Annotated in this window: 20 protein-coding genes; 6 read left to right on the top strand and 14 right to left on the bottom strand. The window is 53.6% G+C overall.

Translation table 11 applies throughout. The annotated features are described in order from the left end of the window. A partial coding sequence (locus H6F75_RS10150) for a transposase (protein ID WP_190751759.1) occupies positions 1-134 on the top strand: 134 nt, incomplete at its 5' end. A gap of 190 nt (positions 135-324) precedes the next feature. Here H6F75_RS10150 and H6F75_RS10145 read toward each other — a convergent pair. The 4 genes from H6F75_RS10145 to H6F75_RS10130 all read right to left on the bottom strand — a co-directional run bounded on the left by H6F75_RS10145 (position 325) and on the right by H6F75_RS10130 (position 3222). Then, positions 325-651 (bottom strand): hypothetical protein, encoded by a 327-nt coding sequence (locus tag H6F75_RS10145; RefSeq protein ID WP_190751757.1) that lies wholly within the window; start codon positions 649-651, stop codon positions 325-327. A 161-nt stretch (positions 652-812) separates the two neighbouring features. Further along, complete coding sequence (locus H6F75_RS10140; protein WP_190751754.1) at positions 813-1463, bottom strand: response regulator transcription factor; 651 nt, start codon at positions 1461-1463, stop codon at positions 813-815. Further along, entirely contained in the window at positions 1460-2293 is an 834-nt protein-coding gene (locus H6F75_RS10135) for a trypsin-like peptidase domain-containing protein (RefSeq protein ID WP_190751752.1), read from the bottom strand. Before H6F75_RS10135 ends, H6F75_RS10140 begins: the two co-directional genes overlap by 4 nt. Beyond that, positions 2290-3222, bottom strand: coding sequence for a S1C family serine protease (locus H6F75_RS10130; RefSeq protein ID WP_190751750.1), 933 nt, complete (start codon positions 3220-3222; stop codon positions 2290-2292). The genes H6F75_RS10135 and H6F75_RS10130 overlap by 4 nt, the downstream gene beginning before the upstream one ends. 516 nt (positions 3223-3738) lie before the next feature. Here H6F75_RS10130 and H6F75_RS10125 point away from each other — a divergent pair. Both H6F75_RS10125 and H6F75_RS10120 read left to right on the top strand, forming a co-directional pair. Continuing rightward, positions 3739-4224, top strand: a complete 486-nt coding sequence (locus H6F75_RS10125) for a VOC family protein (protein ID WP_190751748.1) — start codon at positions 3739-3741, stop codon at positions 4222-4224. A 212-nt stretch (positions 4225-4436) separates the two neighbouring features. Next, positions 4437-5024, top strand: coding sequence for a GNAT family N-acetyltransferase (locus tag H6F75_RS10120; RefSeq protein WP_190751746.1), 588 nt, complete (start codon positions 4437-4439; stop codon positions 5022-5024). 225 nt (positions 5025-5249) lie between these two features. On the opposite strand, the gene H6F75_RS10115 is transcribed toward H6F75_RS10120, so the two are convergent. Then, positions 5250-5732: a nucleoside deaminase gene (locus H6F75_RS10115; protein ID WP_347710633.1), complete on the bottom strand. Its 483-nt coding sequence runs from the start codon at positions 5730-5732 to the stop codon at positions 5250-5252. A gap of 228 nt (positions 5733-5960) precedes the next feature. Between H6F75_RS10115 and H6F75_RS10110 the strand changes: the two genes are divergently transcribed. After that, the gene (locus H6F75_RS10110; RefSeq protein WP_190751744.1) at positions 5961-6269 is read left to right on the top strand and encodes a WGxxGxxG family protein; all 309 of its coding nucleotides are present in this window, start codon (positions 5961-5963) and stop codon (positions 6267-6269) included. Positions 6270-6478: 209 nt separating this feature from the next. On the opposite strand, the gene H6F75_RS10105 is transcribed toward H6F75_RS10110, so the two are convergent. The 3 genes from H6F75_RS10105 to H6F75_RS10095 all read right to left on the bottom strand — a co-directional run bounded on the left by H6F75_RS10105 (position 6479) and on the right by H6F75_RS10095 (position 10639). Continuing rightward, positions 6479-7171 carry a manganese catalase family protein gene (locus H6F75_RS10105; RefSeq protein ID WP_190751742.1) on the bottom strand — a complete coding sequence of 231 codons (693 nt, stop codon included), beginning with the start codon at positions 7169-7171 and terminating at the stop codon, positions 6479-6481. 445 nt (positions 7172-7616) lie between these two features. Further along, positions 7617-9689 carry a hypothetical protein gene (locus tag H6F75_RS10100; protein WP_190751740.1) on the bottom strand — a complete coding sequence of 691 codons (2073 nt, stop codon included), beginning with the start codon at positions 9687-9689 and terminating at the stop codon, positions 7617-7619. 461 nt (positions 9690-10150) lie between these two features. Then, positions 10151-10639, bottom strand: a complete 489-nt coding sequence (locus H6F75_RS10095; protein ID WP_190751738.1) for a hypothetical protein — start codon at positions 10637-10639, stop codon at positions 10151-10153. Between the two features lie 564 nt (positions 10640-11203). Between H6F75_RS10095 and H6F75_RS10090 the strand changes: the two genes are divergently transcribed. Next, positions 11204-11671: a WGxxGxxG family protein gene (locus H6F75_RS10090; protein ID WP_199303859.1), complete on the top strand. Its 468-nt coding sequence runs from the start codon at positions 11204-11206 to the stop codon at positions 11669-11671. Between the two features lie 231 nt (positions 11672-11902). On the opposite strand, the gene H6F75_RS10085 is transcribed toward H6F75_RS10090, so the two are convergent. From H6F75_RS10085 to H6F75_RS10065, 5 genes are all read right to left on the bottom strand, one after another. Continuing rightward, the gene (locus H6F75_RS10085; RefSeq protein WP_190751736.1) at positions 11903-12985 is read right to left on the bottom strand and encodes an amidoligase family protein; all 1083 of its coding nucleotides are present in this window, start codon (positions 12983-12985) and stop codon (positions 11903-11905) included. Positions 12986-12988: 3 nt separating this feature from the next. Continuing rightward, entirely contained in the window at positions 12989-13528 is a 540-nt protein-coding gene (locus H6F75_RS10080; protein WP_190751733.1) for a hypothetical protein, read from the bottom strand. 104 nt (positions 13529-13632) lie between these two features. Continuing rightward, positions 13633-14532, bottom strand: coding sequence for a polysaccharide deacetylase family protein (locus H6F75_RS10075; RefSeq protein ID WP_190751731.1), 900 nt, complete (start codon positions 14530-14532; stop codon positions 13633-13635). Positions 14533-14706: 174 nt separating this feature from the next. Further along, positions 14707-15099 carry a hypothetical protein gene (locus tag H6F75_RS10070; RefSeq protein ID WP_190751729.1) on the bottom strand — a complete coding sequence of 131 codons (393 nt, stop codon included), beginning with the start codon at positions 15097-15099 and terminating at the stop codon, positions 14707-14709. 264 nt (positions 15100-15363) lie between these two features. Further along, on the bottom strand, positions 15364-15804 hold the full coding sequence (locus H6F75_RS10065) for a hypothetical protein (protein ID WP_242019863.1): 441 nt from the start codon (positions 15802-15804) through the stop codon (positions 15364-15366). A gap of 1398 nt (positions 15805-17202) precedes the next feature. Here H6F75_RS10065 and H6F75_RS10060 point away from each other — a divergent pair. Beyond that, on the top strand, positions 17203-17922 hold the full coding sequence (locus H6F75_RS10060; protein WP_190751727.1) for a Fe-S cluster assembly protein HesB: 720 nt from the start codon (positions 17203-17205) through the stop codon (positions 17920-17922). Positions 17923-17939: 17 nt separating this feature from the next. Here H6F75_RS10060 and H6F75_RS10055 read toward each other — a convergent pair whose 3' ends face one another. Next, on the bottom strand, positions 17940-19490 hold the full coding sequence (locus H6F75_RS10055; protein ID WP_190751725.1) for a GTP-binding protein: 1551 nt from the start codon (positions 19488-19490) through the stop codon (positions 17940-17942). Positions 19491-19690 lie beyond the last annotated feature (200 nt).

Below are 19690 nucleotides of genomic sequence, written 5' to 3'. Positions count from 1 at the left end.
GGGTAGTCGAACGAACTTTCGGGTGGCTGATGGGATGCCGACGCTTGGTACGAGACTATGAACGCCTGCCCGAAAACTCGGAAGCCCTCATTTATCTCGCCATGATCCGTATTGTGGTCAGGCGGTTAGCATGATTTTTGACCCCGTCCGACTTCTCAAACACCCTCTTAAGCTGTTTAGTTCACCGTTTACTGGCTCCGCCTAGAACTAGGTGCCGCGGGGCCTAAACTCTGCGCTATGGGGTTTTCTTTGGTGGCCCTAAATTAGCACTCGGCTAATCACTGCTTCTTAATTAAGAACCTTAATAGTTCAGACGTTTCGTAATCAGTTTTGAGCGTTATTGAGAATGGCTCCCTCTGTAAAGAAAGTGGCACAGCCTACAGGCTGAGGTGTATTGGTGGAGGTCACCGAAGGCGTAGGTGAACCAGCATTGGAGCCGGCAGGCTCAGATGGAGTATTGAGGGCAAGAACGAGACCAAAAACAAGCAAAGCAAGCCCTATGGGTGCCGACCACTTTTGCTGAGCAGGCTGCACCTCAATTACGCCACCCACTTTGCGGACAAAGGCAAGAAAGATAAAAAATAATCCAGCAAAAATTAAAATGGTTGGAATTGGGGTGTCTTTAAGCGCATCAATAATTTCGGCGCTCATGGTGCTCTTGCCAACTAAGATTGACGCAGAAAGGCTAGGTAAAAACCTTGGTTTCTAGAGCTACAGGGAAAGACTGACTACTTATTAGTAAAGCATTTTGCCAAAGGCGATCGCCAAACTGTAAAAAGACGCAATAGCTGCATTAGCTATCACATTTTCGCCTACAAAAGAATGAATCCTGCCCGCGCTCCGGCGATCGCCGCCTCGGTGCGACTCGACACATTCAGCTTCGCAAAGATAGCGCTGGTGTGATATTTAATGGTGTGCTCTGACAGGTGCAGCCGTCGGGCGATCGCTTTGTTGCTCAGCCCCTCCGCTAGCATTGTCAGCACCTCGACCTCCCGTGGGGTGAGTGCCTCAGTCTGGCTAGGGGGCGCGGTGGTCTGGAGCGATCCAGTCAACGTCAGCAGACCGTCTAGCAGGGCAGGATGAATGACAACCAAACCGGCCACTGCCGCCTCTAAAGCCGCCACGATTTCGGCACCGCTGGCCTGCCCGGGCAATAGCCCCACCCGTCCCGACTGCAAAAGTTCGAGCAGAGCAACGTCGCTCCAGGCATCGATTAAGGCTACCACCGGCATCGCCAAGTCATTGACCAGGTCCAGATCGGGCAGCCCGTCTCCGAGCATGGGCCAGCTTACCAGGGCACAGTCGGCGGCGACCCAATTTTCAGCTAGGGGCTGAGCAGCGGCACTCGTGACCTGCCAACGATTGGCGTAGCCATCTGGGCCGTCGGCGCTCTCCTCAGCTATGAGCGCGCTCAACCCTGCCTGGGTAATTGCCGATGGGCTGATGACCAGCACCCGCTTCATGCCGCCTGCTCCTGCACGGGTGGACGCCCTACCGTAAGGGTACATACGACCAACTGCCTGCTCTGACTCACGTGAAGAGCCAGGGTTTGATCGGGTACCAAACAATCTAGCCAATCGGGCAGATCGCTAGGTTGGCGAAATAGCCGCCCATTGATGCCGAGAATCTGGTCGCTCGCCACCAACCCCGCCCGTGCCGCCGGGCTGTCGATCTCTACTTGAGTGACTGTCCACGTCGCCGATTCTGAGCTGGGTTGGGCGGTGATGCCCAGGTAGGGCTGTTCCTGCTGACAATTTAGAAACCGTTGCACCAGAGCACTGGGGATGGCGTAGCCTCGGCCTTCGGTAATTAGCGTATTGATGCCAACGACTTCCCCCGCCAAGGTGGCCAGTGGGCCACCTGAGTAGCCCGGTGCCAGGGCAATATCGGCCTGCACCCAGCGAGGTATAGGTGGTTTAGCCGCCACAATGCCTAAGGATGTCGCCCCGACATGGCCTTCTGGATTGCCCACAGCCACAACCATTTGCCCAACCCGCAGATCGCTGGCATCTCCAATGTCGGCGGCTTGCAGACCCGCTGCCTCGACCTTGAGGGCGGCCAAATCTAGCTGTTTGCTGTAGCCGATTCGATGGGCCGTCAGCCGCTGCCCATTAGCCAGGGTAACGCTGGCAATGCGCTGAGTGACTACATGGGCATTGGTGATGATCAGGCCCGACACATCCCAAATTACCCCCGAGCCCAGCTCGCCGGCGGGGCCTTGAATGAGTACGGTAGACTGCCTGACGCGGTGGGAAACTGAGGCTAACTCGTGGTTCAGCACTGGAGCAATCATCGCGCACCGCCCTGGGGCTGTTCCCCCACAGTGACGCTGAGTTCTAATGGCTGGCCGCCCCGCAACAGGTGCAGTGAGACTGCTTGACCAATGGCGCTGGCGTCTAAGTGGCCATAGACCGCTTGCAAGTTGCTGACCGGCTGACCATTCACCGCCAGCAGAATGTCACCAATTAGCAGGCCCGCCTGGGCTGCTGGCCCTGGGGCATCGATGCTGATCACCAGCAGACCGACATCTCCGGCTAGGCCCTGAGTTTGCTGTAGGGTTTCGGGCAGAGCCACGGGCTGAAGCCCCACCCCCAGGTAGCCTCGGCTGAGACTGCCACGCTCTAGCAGGGTTTTGACGATGCGGGTCAGATTGGCGGCAGGCAGAGTCACTACCCGATTGCGCGGGCCGTTGAGGTTAATGCCGAGGACCTGCCCCACCGTATTCACCAGGGCACCGCCGAGCAGGTTGGGGTAAAGGTTGACGTCGGGGCGAATCAGGCGATCGATCGCCCGTCCCTGAGAGGTTTGCCACGGTCCACCCAAATTGCCTACCACCCCTAAGCTAGCGCTGACACCGTAGTCCCATGACTGGCCGACTGCGAGCACCACGTGGCCCACTTTGAGGTCCGCACCATCGCTGGTGGTAGGCACGGGCAAGTCGGTGCGATCGAGTTGAATAATGGCCAGGTCGAGGGCGCGATCGCGGCCCGACACTTCGGCCTCGACCACGTTGCCATCGGGCAGGGTGAGAGTGAGGTGGCTAGAGCGACCGAGGCCGTAGTCGGCGGTGACAATTACCCCCGGCTGCCAGTGAATGCCGCTGTAGGCAAAGCGGCGGTGTCCTTTAACGGCGACGAGGGTAGGTGCGATCGCCGCGACGGCATCCGCTAGCCCGGTGGATAGGGCGCTAAGCGCCGTTGAGGTTGCATCAGTAGAGGTCATGCCAGACTCCGAGGGAGGGTGAACGCAAGGTTGCTATCTCCCACAATGCCGAAGCTGCCGCTGAATTAACCCCGGATGAATGGGTAGTCTATCCCAGACAAATGGGTGGCACATTCAGCGACCCAGCCGTAGGGTGAGCACTGCCTATCCTCAACCTCAATATGATGCGACAGGTGAGGCTGAGCATTTTTGATGCCTAGGAACCTCAAGTCTGGTTCCTCGTTTGATTGTCACTGATGTCGGGTTCGAGACATTTAACTGTGGATCTAGAATGCGCTACCCACAGTGAAGAATTGCTGAATCATCTACATGGCAACCCATCAGAGATCTACTATGCAGAGCAGGAAAAGTAGGCTAAACGCAAGTTATTTCGCCTATGTGAAGCACAGAGAATTAGTGCCGAAATGGTAAGGATTTTCCCCGTATCAGCGCGAAAATGTGGACCAAAATATTGACTTTTGACGCGATCGCATCCTTAACCCAGTTTCGGGTAGCTCATCAAAATAGAGAAGGGACATGGTAAGACCAGCAAAGAACACGATTTGCCTTTGGTACAATGGCGATGCCGAGGACGCGGCACGGTTTTACGCCGAGACCTTTCCCGATTCGTCCGTTGACGCGGTGCACCTCGCACCGGGAGACTTTCTATCAGGGAAAAAAGGGGATGTGTTGACGGTCGAGTTTACGGTGATGGGAATTCCCTGTCTTGGGCTCAACGGCGGACCCGCGTTTAAGCACAACGAAGCATTCTCGTTTCAGGTTGCAACCGAGGACCAGGCTGAGACCGATCGCTATTGGAACGCGATCGTCGGCAACGGCGGCGAAGAGAGTGCATGCGGCTGGTGCAGAGATAAATGGGGATTGTCCTGGCAGATTACGCCGATTGCCCTGACTAAGGCGGTTACCGATCCCGATCCCGCTGCCGCCAAGCGTGCGTTCGACGCAATGATGCAAATGAAAAAGATCGACGTCGCTGCGATCGAGGCGGCGCACCGCGGTTAAGGCTGCATCTTCGAGGCGTGCATGGTGTTGCTGAATTGGAGCATGAATGGGGTAGGGCAAACGGCCGTTTGCCCCTACGAGAGACGTTGCAGTTCTATGTCCAGCGACGCCGCGTGTACTTCGGCGGCGCAAGGGAAACATAACGGGCGGCCTCGAACCCGCTCGCTCTTGAGCCTGCGGTTTGCGACAGTTTTAGTATTAGGTTTGCCGATATGGAAATCGTGACCAAAAGGTTTCTGCTGCGCGATTTTGTTGAGTTGGATCGGCCTTCATTTCTAGACTATCAAGCCGATCCACGCAGCCAGGCGTTTTACGAACCAGGTGACGCTGGCGCCGAACAGGCAACACGTTTGTTTGACACATTTCTGGGCTGGGCTACCGATCGCCCCCGCATCAACTACCAACTCGCAATCGTGCAACAACAAGAACCTGAAGCACTCGTTGGCTGCTGCGGACTGCGGGGAGCACAGTGCCCGGCTGGTGAGATGGAATTGGGAATCGAACTTGCACCCAACTGTTGGGGCCGCTATGCCTACGCGATTGAAGTAGGGCGTGCCCTGCTCGATTTTGGGTTTCGAGAATTAAAGCTGGATGTAATCTCCGGTTCTACCATAAGCGCAAACAAGCGAATCGCTCGATTGGCAGAGTGGATTGGTGCAGAAGTCGTTGCTATTCGTTCAGGTTCTCCGTGGATGTCTGAGCGAGGTTGGAAAGAGGTAGATTGGCGCATCACGAAGGAGCAGTGGGAGCATCGCATCGCGCCAGCGTATAACAGTCGTGATGCAGCGGGCAGTCGCTGACCACGATGTTGGCTGAATTACTTTATCTGTGAACATTCAAAAAATTACCTGTTCCCTAAAGACTTAAAGAGAAACACTCTTGCTAACAATTTATAAAACCCCATCGCACAGAGGTTATATAACTTAAAATCAGGCTAGTCAATCAACATATCTAATAGAGGGCTGACCTCAGCAATCAAGCTTTGACTTTTCACTTCGACCAAAGTTTCCGCTAAAGCCATTGGGCTACTGATTCCAAAAGCCGCGATGGAGAGCGACGATTTCTGCTTCTACCTCAGCGATCGGCCCCCAGACTGCGATCGCCTTTTGCCCCCGCTCAAACACATAGCGACAGGGCACATCCAGCGTGGGGTTTTCGACGTGGTTGCCCGTCAGCGCTAGTAAATGCTTTTCTGCAATGCCATAGACTAGCCGCCCCACATTGGCCCAATACTGCGCCCCAGCACACATCACACAGGGCTCAACGGTCGTATAAAGCGTGCAGCCCCACAAAAAGTTGGGTTCAAACTCAGCATAGGCCCGGCGCATCAAGGTTAATTCGGCGTGGTTAACCGTATCCATATTGCCCTGCTCAAGCAGGACAGTTGTGTGGTCTGGAGCTACCAAGATGGCTCCAAAAGGATGGTGCCCCTGAGACACAGCCGCTTGAGCTACCTGGTTAGCCCGCTGTAGGTGCTGAACTATCTGTGTAGATGTGGGCTCCTTCACAGGTTTAATACCTAATTAACTATGAGTAAAGGTAGAGACAAAACTATCAACCCCCCACCTTTTAGGCCAGAGTAAATAGAGTCAATCTCCATCCAACGGCAAATAGCAGTTCAAGGGGAAAAACATACTATGACAGTATAGGAAATTTAGATTAGGTATCAATCATTTGTGTTGATACCGGTCTGCGTTGCTCCATTTCACTAACAGCTATTTCTTGAGGTTTCTCCCATGAAAAATAAATCCTTGGCTACTTGGCTCGGTACTGGCGCTCTTGCCGTAAGCCTTGCCGTTCTACCTTCTGTCCTGCCCGCTTCTGCTCAAACCGGTGCCGGTAGCGACGGCGTTGGCACCACTAGCGACAGCGTTGGTACTACGACTACTACTGATAACAATGATGACGGATTTGATTGGGGCTGGTTGGGTCTGCTTGGCCTAGCTGGTCTAGCCGGTCTGAAAGGGAAAGATCGTGACCACGACACCCGGACTGCCTATGCCGATCGCACAACCACAACTTCCACCAACAATCCTCGTTACTAAAGCAGGGGCTATTACGCTCTAATGCTTAACAAAATAGAAGGGGTCGCTAGCTAGCGACCCCTTCTATTTTGTAGTAACTATGTCAAGTAAAAAGTCATACAAACAGCCTCCGATGCTACATAAAGCACCGGAGGTTATTACGTGAGTTTTGAGTAGACTTATCCACTTCTGTTTAGAAGTGTGGATGTTCTAAATCAAGCCAGCTCAACCTAGTTCCGAGACGCGACCGGGTCAGCGATATACTTGAAGTCAGGCTCAGAGTTCCAAGGACCACGCTCGTCTTTACCGCTGTCGTCAGTAGAGAGATTGTAGTAAAGCTCTACCGTTTCATCGGGCTGAATGTTGCCAAACATCGGGTCAGTCAATTTGCCCATGGCGTCCAAGGCGTTCATGAACATCTTGGTGTGAGAAATTTCCCGAGTTAGCAAGTGGGTGAGAGTTTTCTTAGTGCCCTCATCGGTAGCTAGTTTAATCAGTGATTCATAGGTTTGGCGAGCACCAGCTTCAGCCGCAATATTGGCGCGCAGGTCTCTAACGACATCCCCACCTTCATTAATGTAGCTGGCTGTCCAGCTACTACCCTGACTGTCGAGGAAGTGAGGCCCGATGCCGCGGACAGCAAAGAGTGTGCTGTTATAGGCTGGGGTTTGGTCAGTATTTTTGGTGTGAATCTCGATAAGCTTACCCACCATTTCTAAGTGACCAAACTCTTCGACAGCGATGTCTTGAAGCATGTCTTTAATACTGGGATCTTCAACGTGGAAGGATTGCACCCAGTATTGAAGAGCAGCCGTGAGTTCACCTGTGGCTCCACCAAACTGCTCTAGCAGCAGTTGAGCAAATACAGGATCGGCCTCATTGACCTGAACGGTATGAACAGGGTCTTTTTTATGGAAAAACATAGGTTCCTCTGGTGTTTTGGGGCAATTGCAGGATTTAGCTCATTTTAAGAAATAAGCATTTCTCTAAACCTCTGATCTCGCTTGCGAAAGTGTATGACAGCGGTATCAGACTACATTAGAGCAGCAAAGGTTAGCTAGAGAACTGGCTAAGGATAGTCAGTTCTCTGCGTTCTGTAAAGCTGACATTTTAGGCTTTGCTTTTGTCGTCAGAGTTTGGCTGCGCCTGACTACACCTTAAGGCTAGACTCAGAAACCCTCCTCTACATATGTAGAGAGAAATTTTGAGTCTAAATGTAGAGGGGTATTTATATAGCTTTTGGAGAAGGTCTAGAAAGTTCTGTTTTTTGTGACAAAAGTAAAAATCTTCTTAAATGCCCCCCGAGAGTGAAATTTAGAGAACTAATGCTACAGCAAATCAATCCTCAAACGCCTTCTTAAATCGAGCTTAAACAAAATTCGCGGCGGTAATATCAACCGCGTCAGTCGACAACAGCTTCGCCATGGTATCAAACGAAACTGCATCTAAGACAAACGTATTGCGCGCCTCTACCCCCGTGCCCTGAGCCAAAATGACATCGAAAAAGGTCGCGTTAGTGAGCTTATCGACCGACGGATCAAAGTCCAGGACGGTGGTAATGCCAGCGCCATTAAACAGACCGAAGGTGTCTATACCATCCCCGCCAAAGGCGGTGTTATGGCCGGCGCCGCCGTCGATCAGATCGTTGCCACCAAAACCAAATAGGGTGTCGCCGTTAGTACCCCCCAACAGGGTGTCATTGCCATCAGACCCTTCAAAGGTATTTGTGCCAGCCAAGCTCCGCGTGTCGCCGCTGATATGGGTAATGCCAGCAAACTCGTCGCTGAAGGTGTTGTTCTCAACGACAATATCGGCGAACGCTTCAGTGGGCTCACGATGGTCAAAAGCTACTGCGGAAGCTGCGATCGCAGCAAAACTGTTACCGCTAATTCCAATATCAGACTGGGTGCCTTGAGCTGGGGTGCCTTCTGCAGCCGCTAAACGAATGCCATAGAACGCATTTGAGAAGCTATTGTCGACGATGTCAACCGCCGATAGGTTGCGATCGTCTAGGGTAACGATGCTGTCGTAGGCTCCAGAAAATGTATTTTCGGCAACAGTGACATTAGCGGTGGAGTTGGCAGAACCGTCACTATCTAGAGAGAGCTGAAGGTTGTAACGAGCTGCGGTGAAGGCTGCCGTTTCGTTAGAAAAGTCTGTTACCCCTAGATCGACGATGTTGCCGGTAACTTCAACATTTTGAGAATTATCGATCTGAATGCCCCGCCGACCCACAACACCAGCATCGTCATGAATGCCGACGTTGTCAGCAATTAGCAAGCCATCGACGTTGTCAATTCGCATAATTGAGGCATCGTTGCCGGTAATGCCGCTGAAGTAGTTGTCTGTGATCGACCAGTTAGAGCCGCCAGATGGTGCCCCGCCAGTACCAAAACCGTTGGTAATAAAGGTTTGATTGTTGTCGGTCAACCTGACAAAGTCGTTGAAGGCAATCTTAATGTTGTTGAAATTAACGCTGCTGTCGCCGCCCCCGCGAATGGCAGCCGTATTGTTAGTGAACTCAAACCCCAGAATAGAAATATTGTCGTCGGCTAGAGTAAACGAGCCCGCAAGAATTGATTCGGCACCGCGAGCTGCATCGTCGCCTGCTAGGCCAAAATTGGCCCCAACCAAGGTGATTGCTTTATCGAGGGTAACGTTTTCGCTGTAGGTGCCTGCCGCTGCCAACAGGGTATAGCCATCAGCGGCCGCATCGATCGCCGCTTGAATGCTGCTGAAACCACCCACTAAATTATTGTCAGCATCGAACAGCTGTAGGGGTTGCAGGGACGCATCCGTATTTAACCCAGTCACCAGCGTAATATCGGGGTCAAACCTACCGATTGACAAGGGGCCATTGAACAGATTGCCCAGCAGGTTCGAATGAGGCGTTTCGTTTAGAGTGACTACACCTTGACCATCGGCACCATCGACCGTGTCAGTCTTTAGCAAGCTCACAATTCGGATGGCATCAATCGCTTCTCCGGTAGCTAAGCCAAAGTCGCTTAGATCAAAGGCCGTAGCAAACAGCCCCGTGCCGTCTGCGGGGCCGTTGACGGCAGTTTCGTCATAGCTGTCAAAGAATTCGTAGCGAAATGGAGTGAACTCTCCGGTAACAGCACTGCGCACGGCTACGGCGTAATCTTCAGGCACTCTAGCAAAGCCGTTCTCATAGACGACTAAGTCATCTCCTGCCTGGTTGACGGGGCCAAGGCCAGCATCCCAAGTCAATTCGAGGGTTGAGCGATTAAAAAGATTGCCCAGGGCAATTGACTGCCCGTTGCTACCGCCGGCAAGCGAGCCGACTGTGTTGTCTAAAAGCTCTGGAAATTGCAGTCCAGACCCAAAGAAGAGGGTTCTGGATGCACCATCGACAATCGAGCCATCGGTGACCAGATCAGTCTCGTCAAAGGTAAAGCCAGCGATAGTAAACGTAGCCATAGCATTCAGCTCCCTGTTAAGCACACCTGCTTTTTATATTGAGGGATTATCAGGGCTTATGGGTAAAGAGAAGTAAAGAAATGGTACATGGCGTTGGCCATTGAGCTTAAGACGCGAGTTATTGACACGGTTAAAAACTGAGGTGAGAATGGCTAGACCTAGCGAGATTAAGCAAAGCTGATAAGTCTATTGCGTAAGTTAAGCCTTGATTTTGAAGTTTAATATACACAGTTCACGAAAGTTTGTACTGAAGTAATCAACTTATGAGGTCAACGCAAAAGTCTCCCAAGCTAGATTTAGTAGCTTGGGAGACTTTGATGTTTAGTTGTTGCAGAATGAAAGGCTTTTTGGCGGAGCGAGTGATGGCTTTGCCAAAGTCGCCTGGCTATTCCAGCTGTTTAGCTCATCTTCCTAGACTATCCAAACCGAGGGGATGCTTGGAAGACGCTACGGAATCTGGCTTAAGCCGTTACGGCAGGTTGGCCAAGGGCTTGCTGAGCCTGACGCACTTCATCCTGGCTGCCTTCAACAACCAGCTTATATTCCCGAGGCAGGTTGGGGTTGCCCTTCATTTGCTGGCGAGCTGGTTGGCGAGCCTGTAGTGTACGGCCGGCACCGACACCAAACACACCGCCTGCGATCGCACTGGCAAACACCGCAATTCGGCTGGCAGCAGAATCGGGATAGTGACCCGTTAGCTGAAAGACGATAATGATGGTGGCGATCAGCCCCAAAATGCCGCCTAGGGTAAAGCCCATCAGAAGGCCGGCCTCGGGACCCATTGTGATGCCCTGAGCGGCTAACTGGAGGTCAGCAGGAATACTGTCATCAATCGATATTTGCTGCCCGTTGAGGCCAGCTGCTTGAATTGCCTGTTTAGCCTGGTTGGCTTCTTGACGGGTCTTAAATACTGCAACTATCTCTCGATTTCGCGTTAGCTGTGCTGTCATAGGAATAACTCCTTAACTGTAGTTCTACTTCCAAGTCAAACCAGGGCATCAGCTCTTTTCCCTGGCCTAGTCTTGGCTTTGTTCTCATTTAGTATGGTGACGATCCTGATGCTAGCTATGCTCTGTAAATAGGTAGACTTAGTTGCCTTCGAAGGTTGTTAGTAGAAGGATGCTGGTCGATTTGTGGTTTTGGCTGGCACCGGCAAAAATTCGGCTAGAGAAACCTCAATTGTTGAGAAACCCGTGAAGCGTCCGATTGATTTTGAACGGTTGACCGCAATCTAGGCCTTCCGTTACTGCTATTGGGATTAGATGAAATCCAAAGATATTGTCTTCTCCGCTCTTTGAGCTGTAAAAGCTGCTGTGAAGAGGGCCTTTATTTTTTTCATCCCTTAGTAGAAGGCTGGTGAGTATAAACCTCTAACCAGAGGTGAATAACAGTTAGATAAAAACCGCTTAAGGTGTGGGCACAAGGATTTGCTTTAGGCTTCAAGAACCGTTGCGCTGCTATGGTTTTGATGTCAGGAGTAAATCAGATGCCATTCGTTTTTAGGAATTTGGTTTATGAAAAGCAATGTTGTGTCGAGATGGGTTGGTGGTAGCGCCCTGGCGCTTGGTCTGACGCTTTCGTCGTCTATGCTGCCTGCCTCTGCCCAGACCACGACTGAGCCTGTGACGCCAACGGCTCCTGGCACGGTTGACTCGGCAGATTCTGAAGGCACAACTCCTGGGTCAGCCGTGCCAGGTGAAACCTACCCTGATCCTGTAACCCCAACCGCCCCCGGTACAGTCGACCAAACCGCTCCCGGTACCGTTTCTCCTGACGCAACGGCACCCAGCGAAACCTATGTTGATCCGGCGGCTCCCGACACAACAACGACCACCGCTGAGGATAACGACTCAAGCTGGGGGTGGCTAGGTCTTTTGGGCCTACTTGGTCTGAGTGGTTTGGCAAAGCGCAAGCGCCCAACGCCGGTCTACACCACTGAAGATCGCGTGGTTGACCATCCTTCTGCCGGTCCTCGCATTTGAGGTTAGGTATCCTGCGTCAATGCAGCGATCGCCAGTGCGCTTAGAAGAACCACTACCAGCGACAAGAGTGGGCGGCGCACTGGCAGCCAAAGTGATGCAAAGTATCCTAATCGAGCGGGCGACGTCAATAGCTTAACTGCCTAGAAAAGGGTGCTATTTAGCACTCTTTTTTTTTCGCACATCCAGGGACTATAGCCAAAGATCAACGCAACAGGTGAAGTCCGGATATGGCTACAACTGGCGTAAAAATCGAGAAGATGGCAGGGCTTGACGGAGCGCGTTGAAGCCGTCCGTCCCCACCGACCAGGGGTCGTCGGGCAGCACGGGGGTTGGGTCGATCGCTCGGTTCACTAGGTCAGCCATGAGATCAATACTGTCTAAAAGCGGCGGCAGAGTTAGATAGACCGGCAGAATGCGCACCTCAAAGGTGTGTTTGTGACGAGGGGCATAGACAATGTTTTTGAGGTTAAAGTCACAGTACTTGGTGAGCGGTATGGTTTTCAGCCGTTCTCTAGCCTGCTCCCAGGACAAGTCACTCCAGTCTGGTGCCTGCACCAGGGTCAGCAGTTCGGAGGGCCAAAGTCCCAACCGTTGACACTGAGGGTTGCTGGCCACAAGCCGCTTTAAGGTGGGGCCGTGGGTCCACAGCAAGTTGACCAGGTTGCGAATTGCTGGGGCCGAACAAAGGGGAGCCGCATCGAAATGCAGGTGGGTTGCCCCTTCCACTGGAGCATAGAAGTTGAGCTGACGGGCGATTTGAAGGTAGGTTTCTAACTGGGGTAGCTGAGCGTAGGTTAGGGGTGGGGTAATCAATTCACAGGGACGTTCTCGCTCGCCGGGTAGTGAGGTGGCAATGGCAATGGGTGGCCCCAGGTCGTCGGCTAGTTTGACCATGCCCTTTGGCCCCTGCTGCAACTCTAGGCCCAGGGTCTTGGCAACCGGCTGCAATACATCGGCCAAAGGCAGGTTGGCGTCGGTCAGGCGACTAACGATCTGCATCAACCGAATGTCGTCGCCAACGATGCGATACCAACTGGGCTGAGGTGGGGAGGTGCGATCGCAGTCGGCTTGCAGAGTCAAGTCATCAACACACCAGGCGATCGCCTGGTGTTGGGCATCGCGCACCTCAAACCCCAAGGTGAGATTTTCTAGCACCGGGGTGCCGACAATCTGGCTGTGCTCCGATTGGGGATAAAATATGCGGCTAACGCTACCCCCCTGCTCAGCGGCAATCGCCTCAGCTAGCGCCTGACGGCTAGACCCTCGCGGGGCCATCAGCTCAATTTCTAGGCCAACTCTGCCCGCTAGGGTCATGGCTTAGGGCTCGGGTTTAGCCAACTCCAAGGCATAGTCAACCTCGTCGGCGTTGCCCATAATCAAGTTGCGCTCAATGCGGAGCTTGGCGTCGTAGGGGGTGGCGTCACCCCAAAACTCGGCCAGAGCAGCAGCGTCATCGTAGGTGTAGCTGGTTTCGCTATAGAAGCGCAGGTCGTTGACCGACTGAAGCGACTCTAGGCGGGCATCGAGCAAAAACTGCTCAAGCAGGGCAACATCGGCAGGCCCCCACAGAATCTTGCGGCCCATGCGAGCTTTGGCCTCGTCGACATTTTGGCCCCAATAGCTGGCCAGCTGAGCAGCATCCCAATAGGTGTAGCCACTGCTAAAGAAGGTATCTAGCTCTGACTGAGCATTGTTTTGGCTGATTTCGATCTCATCACATTTGAGGATGGCCCCAGACCCAACGCTAGGCATCCCGTGGGGCTGACCGGTGGGGTCGGCGGCAAAGGCGGGGCCGGTGGTTAAAACAGTGGCGATCGCCAGCAGAACAGATAGATGGAGCGTTTTAGGATTTTTCACGGCTTCTAGGCAGAGTTTGCTCAATCATAGTCGTGACTCCTGGGCGTTTCGGTGCTTTGTAACGAATGCCGCTCTACCCTTCATCAAACGATGCTTTCGGGGCACTAGGGAATGGTGTCAGCCAATTCGTTGAAAATGTGGGCGGCGATCGCGCCGGGATGGGTCAGCCACACCCGATTGGGCTGGTTGCGGGCCACATTGGCAATATGTTGCAGGGCGCGGCGCAGGTGCCGCAGCCGAAACGGTTGCCCGACCAGGTAAGGGTGTAGGGCAATGCCATATACCAGGGGCTGCTGGTGAGACTGCTCTAGCATCTCGTCAAAGTTGTCAATAATCATCTCGGCAAAGTCTTTGGCGCTGACTCGGCGCACAGCGATCGCCGGTATGTCATTAATCTCTTGGGGATAGGGCACCGAGAGAATGCGGCCACGCCGGGTCTTAAACCAAATAGGTTGGTCGTCTTGGCACCAATCAAGCAGATAGGTGTAGCCCGCCTCCTGAAGCAGGTCGGGGGTGACGGCGCTTTGAGCAATCCAGGGGCCAAGCCAGCCCTGGGGCGGCTGCCCTTCATGGTTGGTCAGGATGTGCATTGTCTCAGCGATTAGGGCAGCTTCATCCACCTCGCTCAAAATGCTCTGGCGTTCGGAGTTGGTGCGGCCGTGGGCGACAATTTCATCGTTGCGATCGCGAAAGGCCGCCACCACCTCTGGGCAGTAGTCGTAGATCGCCGAGTTGACCGGCAGCGCCACCGGCAACTCTAGCTGATCAAACAGCTCCAGCAGTCGCCAGACTCCCACGCGGTTGCCATAGTCACGCCAGGCGTAGTTCAAGACATCAGGCTGAGGGCCACCGGGGGCCAGTTCGGCTCCTAAGCCTTCACCAAAGGCAAAATGCTCTAGGTTGAGCGCGATGTAAACGGCCAGCCGTCGTCCGCCCGGCCAATGGTAGTCGGCCCGCTGCGTGATAGCCGAATAGCTGTAGCGTTCGTGGTGAGTCAGCGGCAAGGCTTAGGCTCCCAAATCTAAGCAGGGCACGCTTGGAAGGTTACCAGAAACTGCCTAGAGGTGGGGAAAGGGCAACCTGAAAAGCCGCCGAGGTTTTCGTGGGAGGGCAGGACCTTTAGATGAATTGCGAAAATAGGGCGTAAAGATACTTTTGAAAACCCTCAAGCTTTAGAACTAAAGGTGAGCTTTGACCAACAGCAGTGCGCCCGATAGAATTCCTAGCGACAGCGAAGCAGAGCCCAGCCAGGTGAGCTGCATTTTGCGGCGCATAGCCCGGCTTTTGAATCTAGCAGAACCGTCAAACCCTTCGCGATCGGCGTTAGAGAGCGTGGTTAAAAAGCCCAAAGCATATAGGACAGAGGCGGCAAAGAATTCAAGAACTGGAGTCAGTATAAGCAAGCCCCGCTCCACCCCAGCATCCATATCGTAGGGAGTAGCTAATATAAAAAGGCCTATATAAACAGGAATTGCGATTAGACTGGCTTGCAGCATTAACCGGCAGAACAAGTGATAAACCGTAAAAGAAGAATCTACGGTAGCTTCTGGAACTGTGCGGACAATAGTCATGAAATATCGATATTACTTCTTGTACGCTGCTGGCAGCTATCTTAGTGAATAACGGCTACAACTCGGTAGAGGCAACCATAGCTTCACGCATATTTTAGCGACTCGTGTAGTAGACCCAAAGAGTTGCAAGATTTAAGGAGTATACCCCTGCACAAGCTATTAAAAACTTGCTGGCTAGGGGAGCGATCGCCTCCTAGCCTATGGACTGGCTTCATACCAACCGAATACTCTCTGGGCCACCGCAGGTCAAACTACTGCTGTGCCTCAAAACGGCATTCGTCCAGTAGCCAGGAGCTTGTACCCAAAGGTCATACCCAGCATTGAAACAAAGAAGTGCCAAAGACTAGTGGGGTTTAGCACAGCTCGACTGCTGACAAAAACGCAGAGAATGCCGCCTGCTACTAATACCCAGCCAAACTGCTTCATAAAGCCGAGGGGCATAAAGACCAACAAAAAAATGCCGCCAAACAAAAGAAAAATCGACAGATCAGCGGCGATGCCACGCCACCAGTAGGGGCTCACGTTAGTGGTAAAAAAGATATTTTTACCCAAGAAATAGATGCCCAGTAGCATCAGGGCCAAACCGACGACTTGGCCACGCCACCAGTAGGGGCTCACGTTAGTGGTAAAAAAGATATTTTTACCCAAGAAATAGATGCCCAGTAGCATCAGGGCCAAACCGACGACTTGAGTCAAAAATCGCATAGGGAGTTAGATAAATACTTCAGTTGACAAGCAGACTACGGCGGCTAAAGCCTACGGTTAGGGGCGATGGACAAAGCCCGACTCTAGGGGTTAGCACAACTCTGGAATCGTTTTGCAATCCACAGCGACACCCCTAAACCCAAGCTTAAGTTACCCAAAAGCCACACCGAGAAACCTCGTCGGGTAGGAGAACGCAATGCGTTTCAGAGGTAATGGGCACTGGTGCCGACAAAAAGGCTAATAGCCGCGTCAGTTGCTCTAAAAGCCGCCAAAGCCAATGCAGTGGCAACAAATAGCAATTTGTCTAGGGACGCGCCTATTCACAACTATCGGTAATTAGGAGACTCGTTCTTCTACAAATTGATTGGCACTCATTCCGGATGCAGCCGAGGCCAATAGTGTCCGAAGGCCGAAATTTATCAAGAGGTAACTTCAGTGTTACTCGGCCACACTCCTCTATTTATATTCTGTCCGGAAGTTGTTAGGTTCACCTAACTAGCTTGAGTAAATTCTCTACCCCATGGTCGATACGGCATCTTTTATCAGCTTGATAAAGTACGCAAGTACGCCCATTCGGTTGAAGGCTATGAGACCCAATCTTTTGAGCTATGCAGGTGGTTTAGGGCTAGTAGCCGGTGCGCTGATGTGGCCTGGCGTTAGTCACGCTCAAGGATTTTGCTATCTGATTAACTCTGAGGGCGAAGTCGTCAATCTAGATGACATGTGTCAGGAGAACGACGCCCCCGCGACTTCCCCAACGCCTGGGGCCAGCGACGCTTCAGCTGAGCCCCAGGGCACCTCATCATCTTCTGAGGTTATAAACACCACCACTACAAATCCGGCGGGGACAGACTCCACTGGAGCAAACCCGGCTGGGACAAACCCCGCAGGGACAGACTCTACCGGAACAAACTCAGCAGGAACAAGCCCAGAGGGGACGAACTCTACTGGTGGGACAAGTCCTGCTGTGAGTCCAGCGAGGACAAATCCTACTGTGGCGCCCGGCTCAAATGGAAATACCAACCGGGCTAACCCTAATAACGAAGACACCAACCGGGCTAACCCCAATACAGACGATTCGGAAGCCTCACCGGCTGGGACCGAATCGCCTCGGACACCAAACTCTGACACGTCAGACACACCTGACAATGCTACAGAGCGCGGAAATCGCAATACAGAGCTAGAAAACCGCAATCGAGAGCCACAAAACCGCAATACAGAGCCAGAGAACCGCTTAGACATTCCGGTTAGGGAGATCGAGAGGCCTGAAATCCCTGAGGTCCAAACTCCTCAACGATTAGATTCTACTGGGGATGACACCGATACATCTACATCTGGGAATGACACTGATACATCCGGAGATGACACCGATACATCGCAATAGCTAGGCAGCAGATTTTGGCAGTTCAACCCATTGATCTAGACTTGCAGCGCCAGGCAGTCATTATTCATCAGCGTCTATGTGCCGAATATGATTGCCCAATTCCCTATTTTCATGCGCTCGATCCGCTGAGTGAGCTGGTTTCATCTCTGCTGTCTCACCGCACTAAAAATCGGGACTCGGGCCGCGCGTTTAAGCAGCTAGTGGCCCAGTTTCCCACCTGGGAAGCGGTGCGAGATGCGCCAACGGAGCTGGTAGAACAGGCGATCGCACCTTGCACCTGGCCAGAGCAAAAAGCGCCCCGCATTCAGCAGGTGTTGCGGTTGGTTGGTGAGTTGACCAACGGTGAGTGGTCGCTCGACTTTTTGAAAGATATGTCGGTGGCCGAAGCTCGGGCTTGGCTAGAAGCGCTGCCCGGGGTCGGGCCAAAGACTAGCGCGGCGGTGCTGTGTTTTAGTGAGTTGCGGGGTCGAGCGCTGCCGGTGGATAGCCACCATCACCGGGTTGCTCAGCGATTGGGCCTAATTTCCTCAAAGATGGCAGTGGGGCCATCTCACGTTGCGCTAGAAGGGTTTTTGCCCGATGAATGGGATGCCCAGCAGGTCTATGATCACCACGAAGTCATGATGCTGCACGGCCAGCGGTGCTGCTTTTACAAAAATCCGAGTTGCGATCGCTGCGTTGTGCTCGATCTATGTCCCTACGGACAGGAGAGACGCGAAAAAACGAAAAGTTAAGCGCGCAAAGGAATTGTTTAGGGGGCAATCTTGGCTCTAAGTTCGGCTTTGATGCGGTTCAAAATGGACGTTTCGTCTAGGCCATCGAGAATTTCGCCAATCACAGCTTTGGGGCCGTTGGGTCCCCAGGTGGCCCCGTTGGTAAGGTAGGTTTTAGTGATCTGACCGATGCCATAGGTGGCCAACCCAGCAACACCGCCCTGGGCTAGAGCCACCGGAATGTAGGGGGCGATCGCCAGGCCGCCCGTTGCGATCGCCGACACCCCCAGCATTCCCTTAAGTGAGCTGAGCCCCAGGGTAATCACCAACTCGCTAATCGTAATGCCGCCCAGCCCCAGGGCAATCTGCTGGAGCAGCTTGAGGGCGGCGGGGCGGGTCATGGGCAGGCCGTAGAGCCGCGATAAATTGAGAATCAGCATGACATCAACGACGGTGCCGCCAATCAGATCTGCGACGGTGATCGGGTTGAGGGCGACGGCGACGGCTTTGATCATGGTGGCATTCCAGATGGTGTCGTCGGCGATGCGATCGCAGATCTGCCGCTTGCGCTCCAAAATTTCGGTGCTTATACCCTCGGCATACATCAGTGTGTTGAGCGCCACCAAGGCTTTGCCTTCGCGGTGCAAAATGTCGAGAATTTTGAGCTTAAGATCATTGACCTGGGGCTGGGCGCGCACGGTTTTGTAGGTCGTTTGGCCATGGGGTTGGGCGACGGCCTGCACTGCCAAGGGAGAAGCTGCTGCCATGACAATTTCATCGGGAGAGATCAAGTCTTGGAGGCGGCGATCGCGCAGGGTTTCGTAGAGGGTCTGGCGATCGGCCTCGGGGTATTGGTCGATTTTGTTGAACACCAGCAGCATGGGCTTACTGGCCTGACGCAGGGCTTTCAGCGCCTCATACTCGACGCGGGTAATGTCGCCCGCAATCACAAATAGAATCAAATCAACCTGAGCGGCGATGCGGCGGGCCAAGTCGGCGCGGTCTTCGCCATCCACCTCATCGAGGCCGGGAGTGTCGATCAGCTCGATGCGCGACTGACCAACGCTTTTGAGCGAAACTCGCAGCAGGTCAGGCAGGCCAGAATCGAGCGATTCTCGACTGACGGCCCAGGAGCTACCTTCGACCACCTGGGTAACGCCGTGGGTAGGACCAGTGGCAAACACCTCCTGACCCATCAGGGCATTCAACAGCGACGATTTACCGCGCCCTACCAGGCCAAAGGCGGCGATGTGCACCACCGTATTTTCCAGCTTGTCCTTCAAACCGCGCAGGTTTTGCAAGGCTTCTTCGACGCCAGCCTGCTCGCGGGGGGTGAGATTGAGGCGCTGCACCAGGCCACCCAAAGCTTCCTGAGCGCGGCGGTAGTTGAGGTCGTCTTGCAAGTCTTGAAAGTCAAGCACCAAATCGCCCAGCTCTTGCTCCACGGCTTCCCAGGTGGCGGAGTCGGCGTCGGGCAGCGCTAGGGGAGTGCCCTGCACGGTGGCGACGAGTTCCCCCAGTTCGGCCTCAACCTCTTCCCAGGTGGGGTCTGGGTTGGGGGAGGTGGGCAAGGGGTCGTTGGCGGGCATGGGGTGGGGAGTGGGCGGGTAGATGGGTGGATGGGTGGAGATGTTTTAAGGATAGCGGAGGGGGTTGGGGGTGAGGGGTGGGGTTGAGGGCGGGTTTACCGGAGCAAGGACTGGAGGCCGCTGAGGCTGGACTGCAAGGACAGTAGCGCAAACATTAAGGAAGTGCCGATCACAGCTGGGCGGTTGCAGGCGGTTAGCGC

Origin of the sequence: Nodosilinea sp. FACHB-131, assembly GCF_014695395.1 — a bacterium.
Classification (GTDB): domain Bacteria; phylum Cyanobacteriota; class Cyanobacteriia; order Phormidesmidales; family Phormidesmidaceae; genus Nodosilinea.
Note: the sequence above shows the minus strand (reverse complement) of the source record. Positions and strands in the feature narration are given on the sequence as shown.

Excerpts from the sequence above, each read along its gene's own strand:
- H6F75_RS10085 (WP_190751736.1), bottom strand. The coding sequence starts at position 12,985 with ATGACCCTAGCGGGCAGAGTTGGCCTAGAAATTGAGCTGATGGCCCCG.
- H6F75_RS10140 (WP_190751754.1), bottom strand. The coding sequence starts at position 1,463 with ATGAAGCGGGTGCTGGTCATCAGCCCATCGGCAATTACCCAGGCAGGG.
- H6F75_RS10100 (WP_190751740.1), bottom strand. The coding sequence starts at position 9,689 with ATGGCTACGTTTACTATCGCTGGCTTTACCTTTGACGAGACTGATCTG.
- H6F75_RS10105 (WP_190751742.1), bottom strand. The coding sequence starts at position 7,171 with ATGTTTTTCCATAAAAAAGACCCTGTTCATACCGTTCAGGTCAATGAG.
- H6F75_RS10145 (WP_190751757.1), bottom strand. The coding sequence starts at position 651 with ATGAGCGCCGAAATTATTGATGCGCTTAAAGACACCCCAATTCCAACC.
- H6F75_RS10120 (WP_190751746.1), top strand. The coding sequence starts at position 4,437 with ATGGAAATCGTGACCAAAAGGTTTCTGCTGCGCGATTTTGTTGAGTTG.
- H6F75_RS10125 (WP_190751748.1), top strand. The coding sequence starts at position 3,739 with ATGGTAAGACCAGCAAAGAACACGATTTGCCTTTGGTACAATGGCGAT.
- H6F75_RS10065 (WP_242019863.1), bottom strand. The coding sequence starts at position 15,804 with ATGCGATTTTTGACTCAAGTCGTCGGTTTGGCCCTGATGCTACTGGGC.
- H6F75_RS10130 (WP_190751750.1), bottom strand. The coding sequence starts at position 3,222 with ATGACCTCTACTGATGCAACCTCAACGGCGCTTAGCGCCCTATCCACC.
- H6F75_RS10135 (WP_190751752.1), bottom strand. The coding sequence starts at position 2,293 with ATGATTGCTCCAGTGCTGAACCACGAGTTAGCCTCAGTTTCCCACCGC.
- H6F75_RS10090 (WP_199303859.1), top strand. The coding sequence starts at position 11,204 with ATGAAAAGCAATGTTGTGTCGAGATGGGTTGGTGGTAGCGCCCTGGCG.
- H6F75_RS10055 (WP_190751725.1), bottom strand. The coding sequence starts at position 19,490 with ATGCCCGCCAACGACCCCTTGCCCACCTCCCCCAACCCAGACCCCACC.
- H6F75_RS10095 (WP_190751738.1), bottom strand. The coding sequence starts at position 10,639 with ATGACAGCACAGCTAACGCGAAATCGAGAGATAGTTGCAGTATTTAAG.
- H6F75_RS10070 (WP_190751729.1), bottom strand. The coding sequence starts at position 15,099 with ATGACTATTGTCCGCACAGTTCCAGAAGCTACCGTAGATTCTTCTTTT.
- H6F75_RS10110 (WP_190751744.1), top strand. The coding sequence starts at position 5,961 with ATGAAAAATAAATCCTTGGCTACTTGGCTCGGTACTGGCGCTCTTGCC.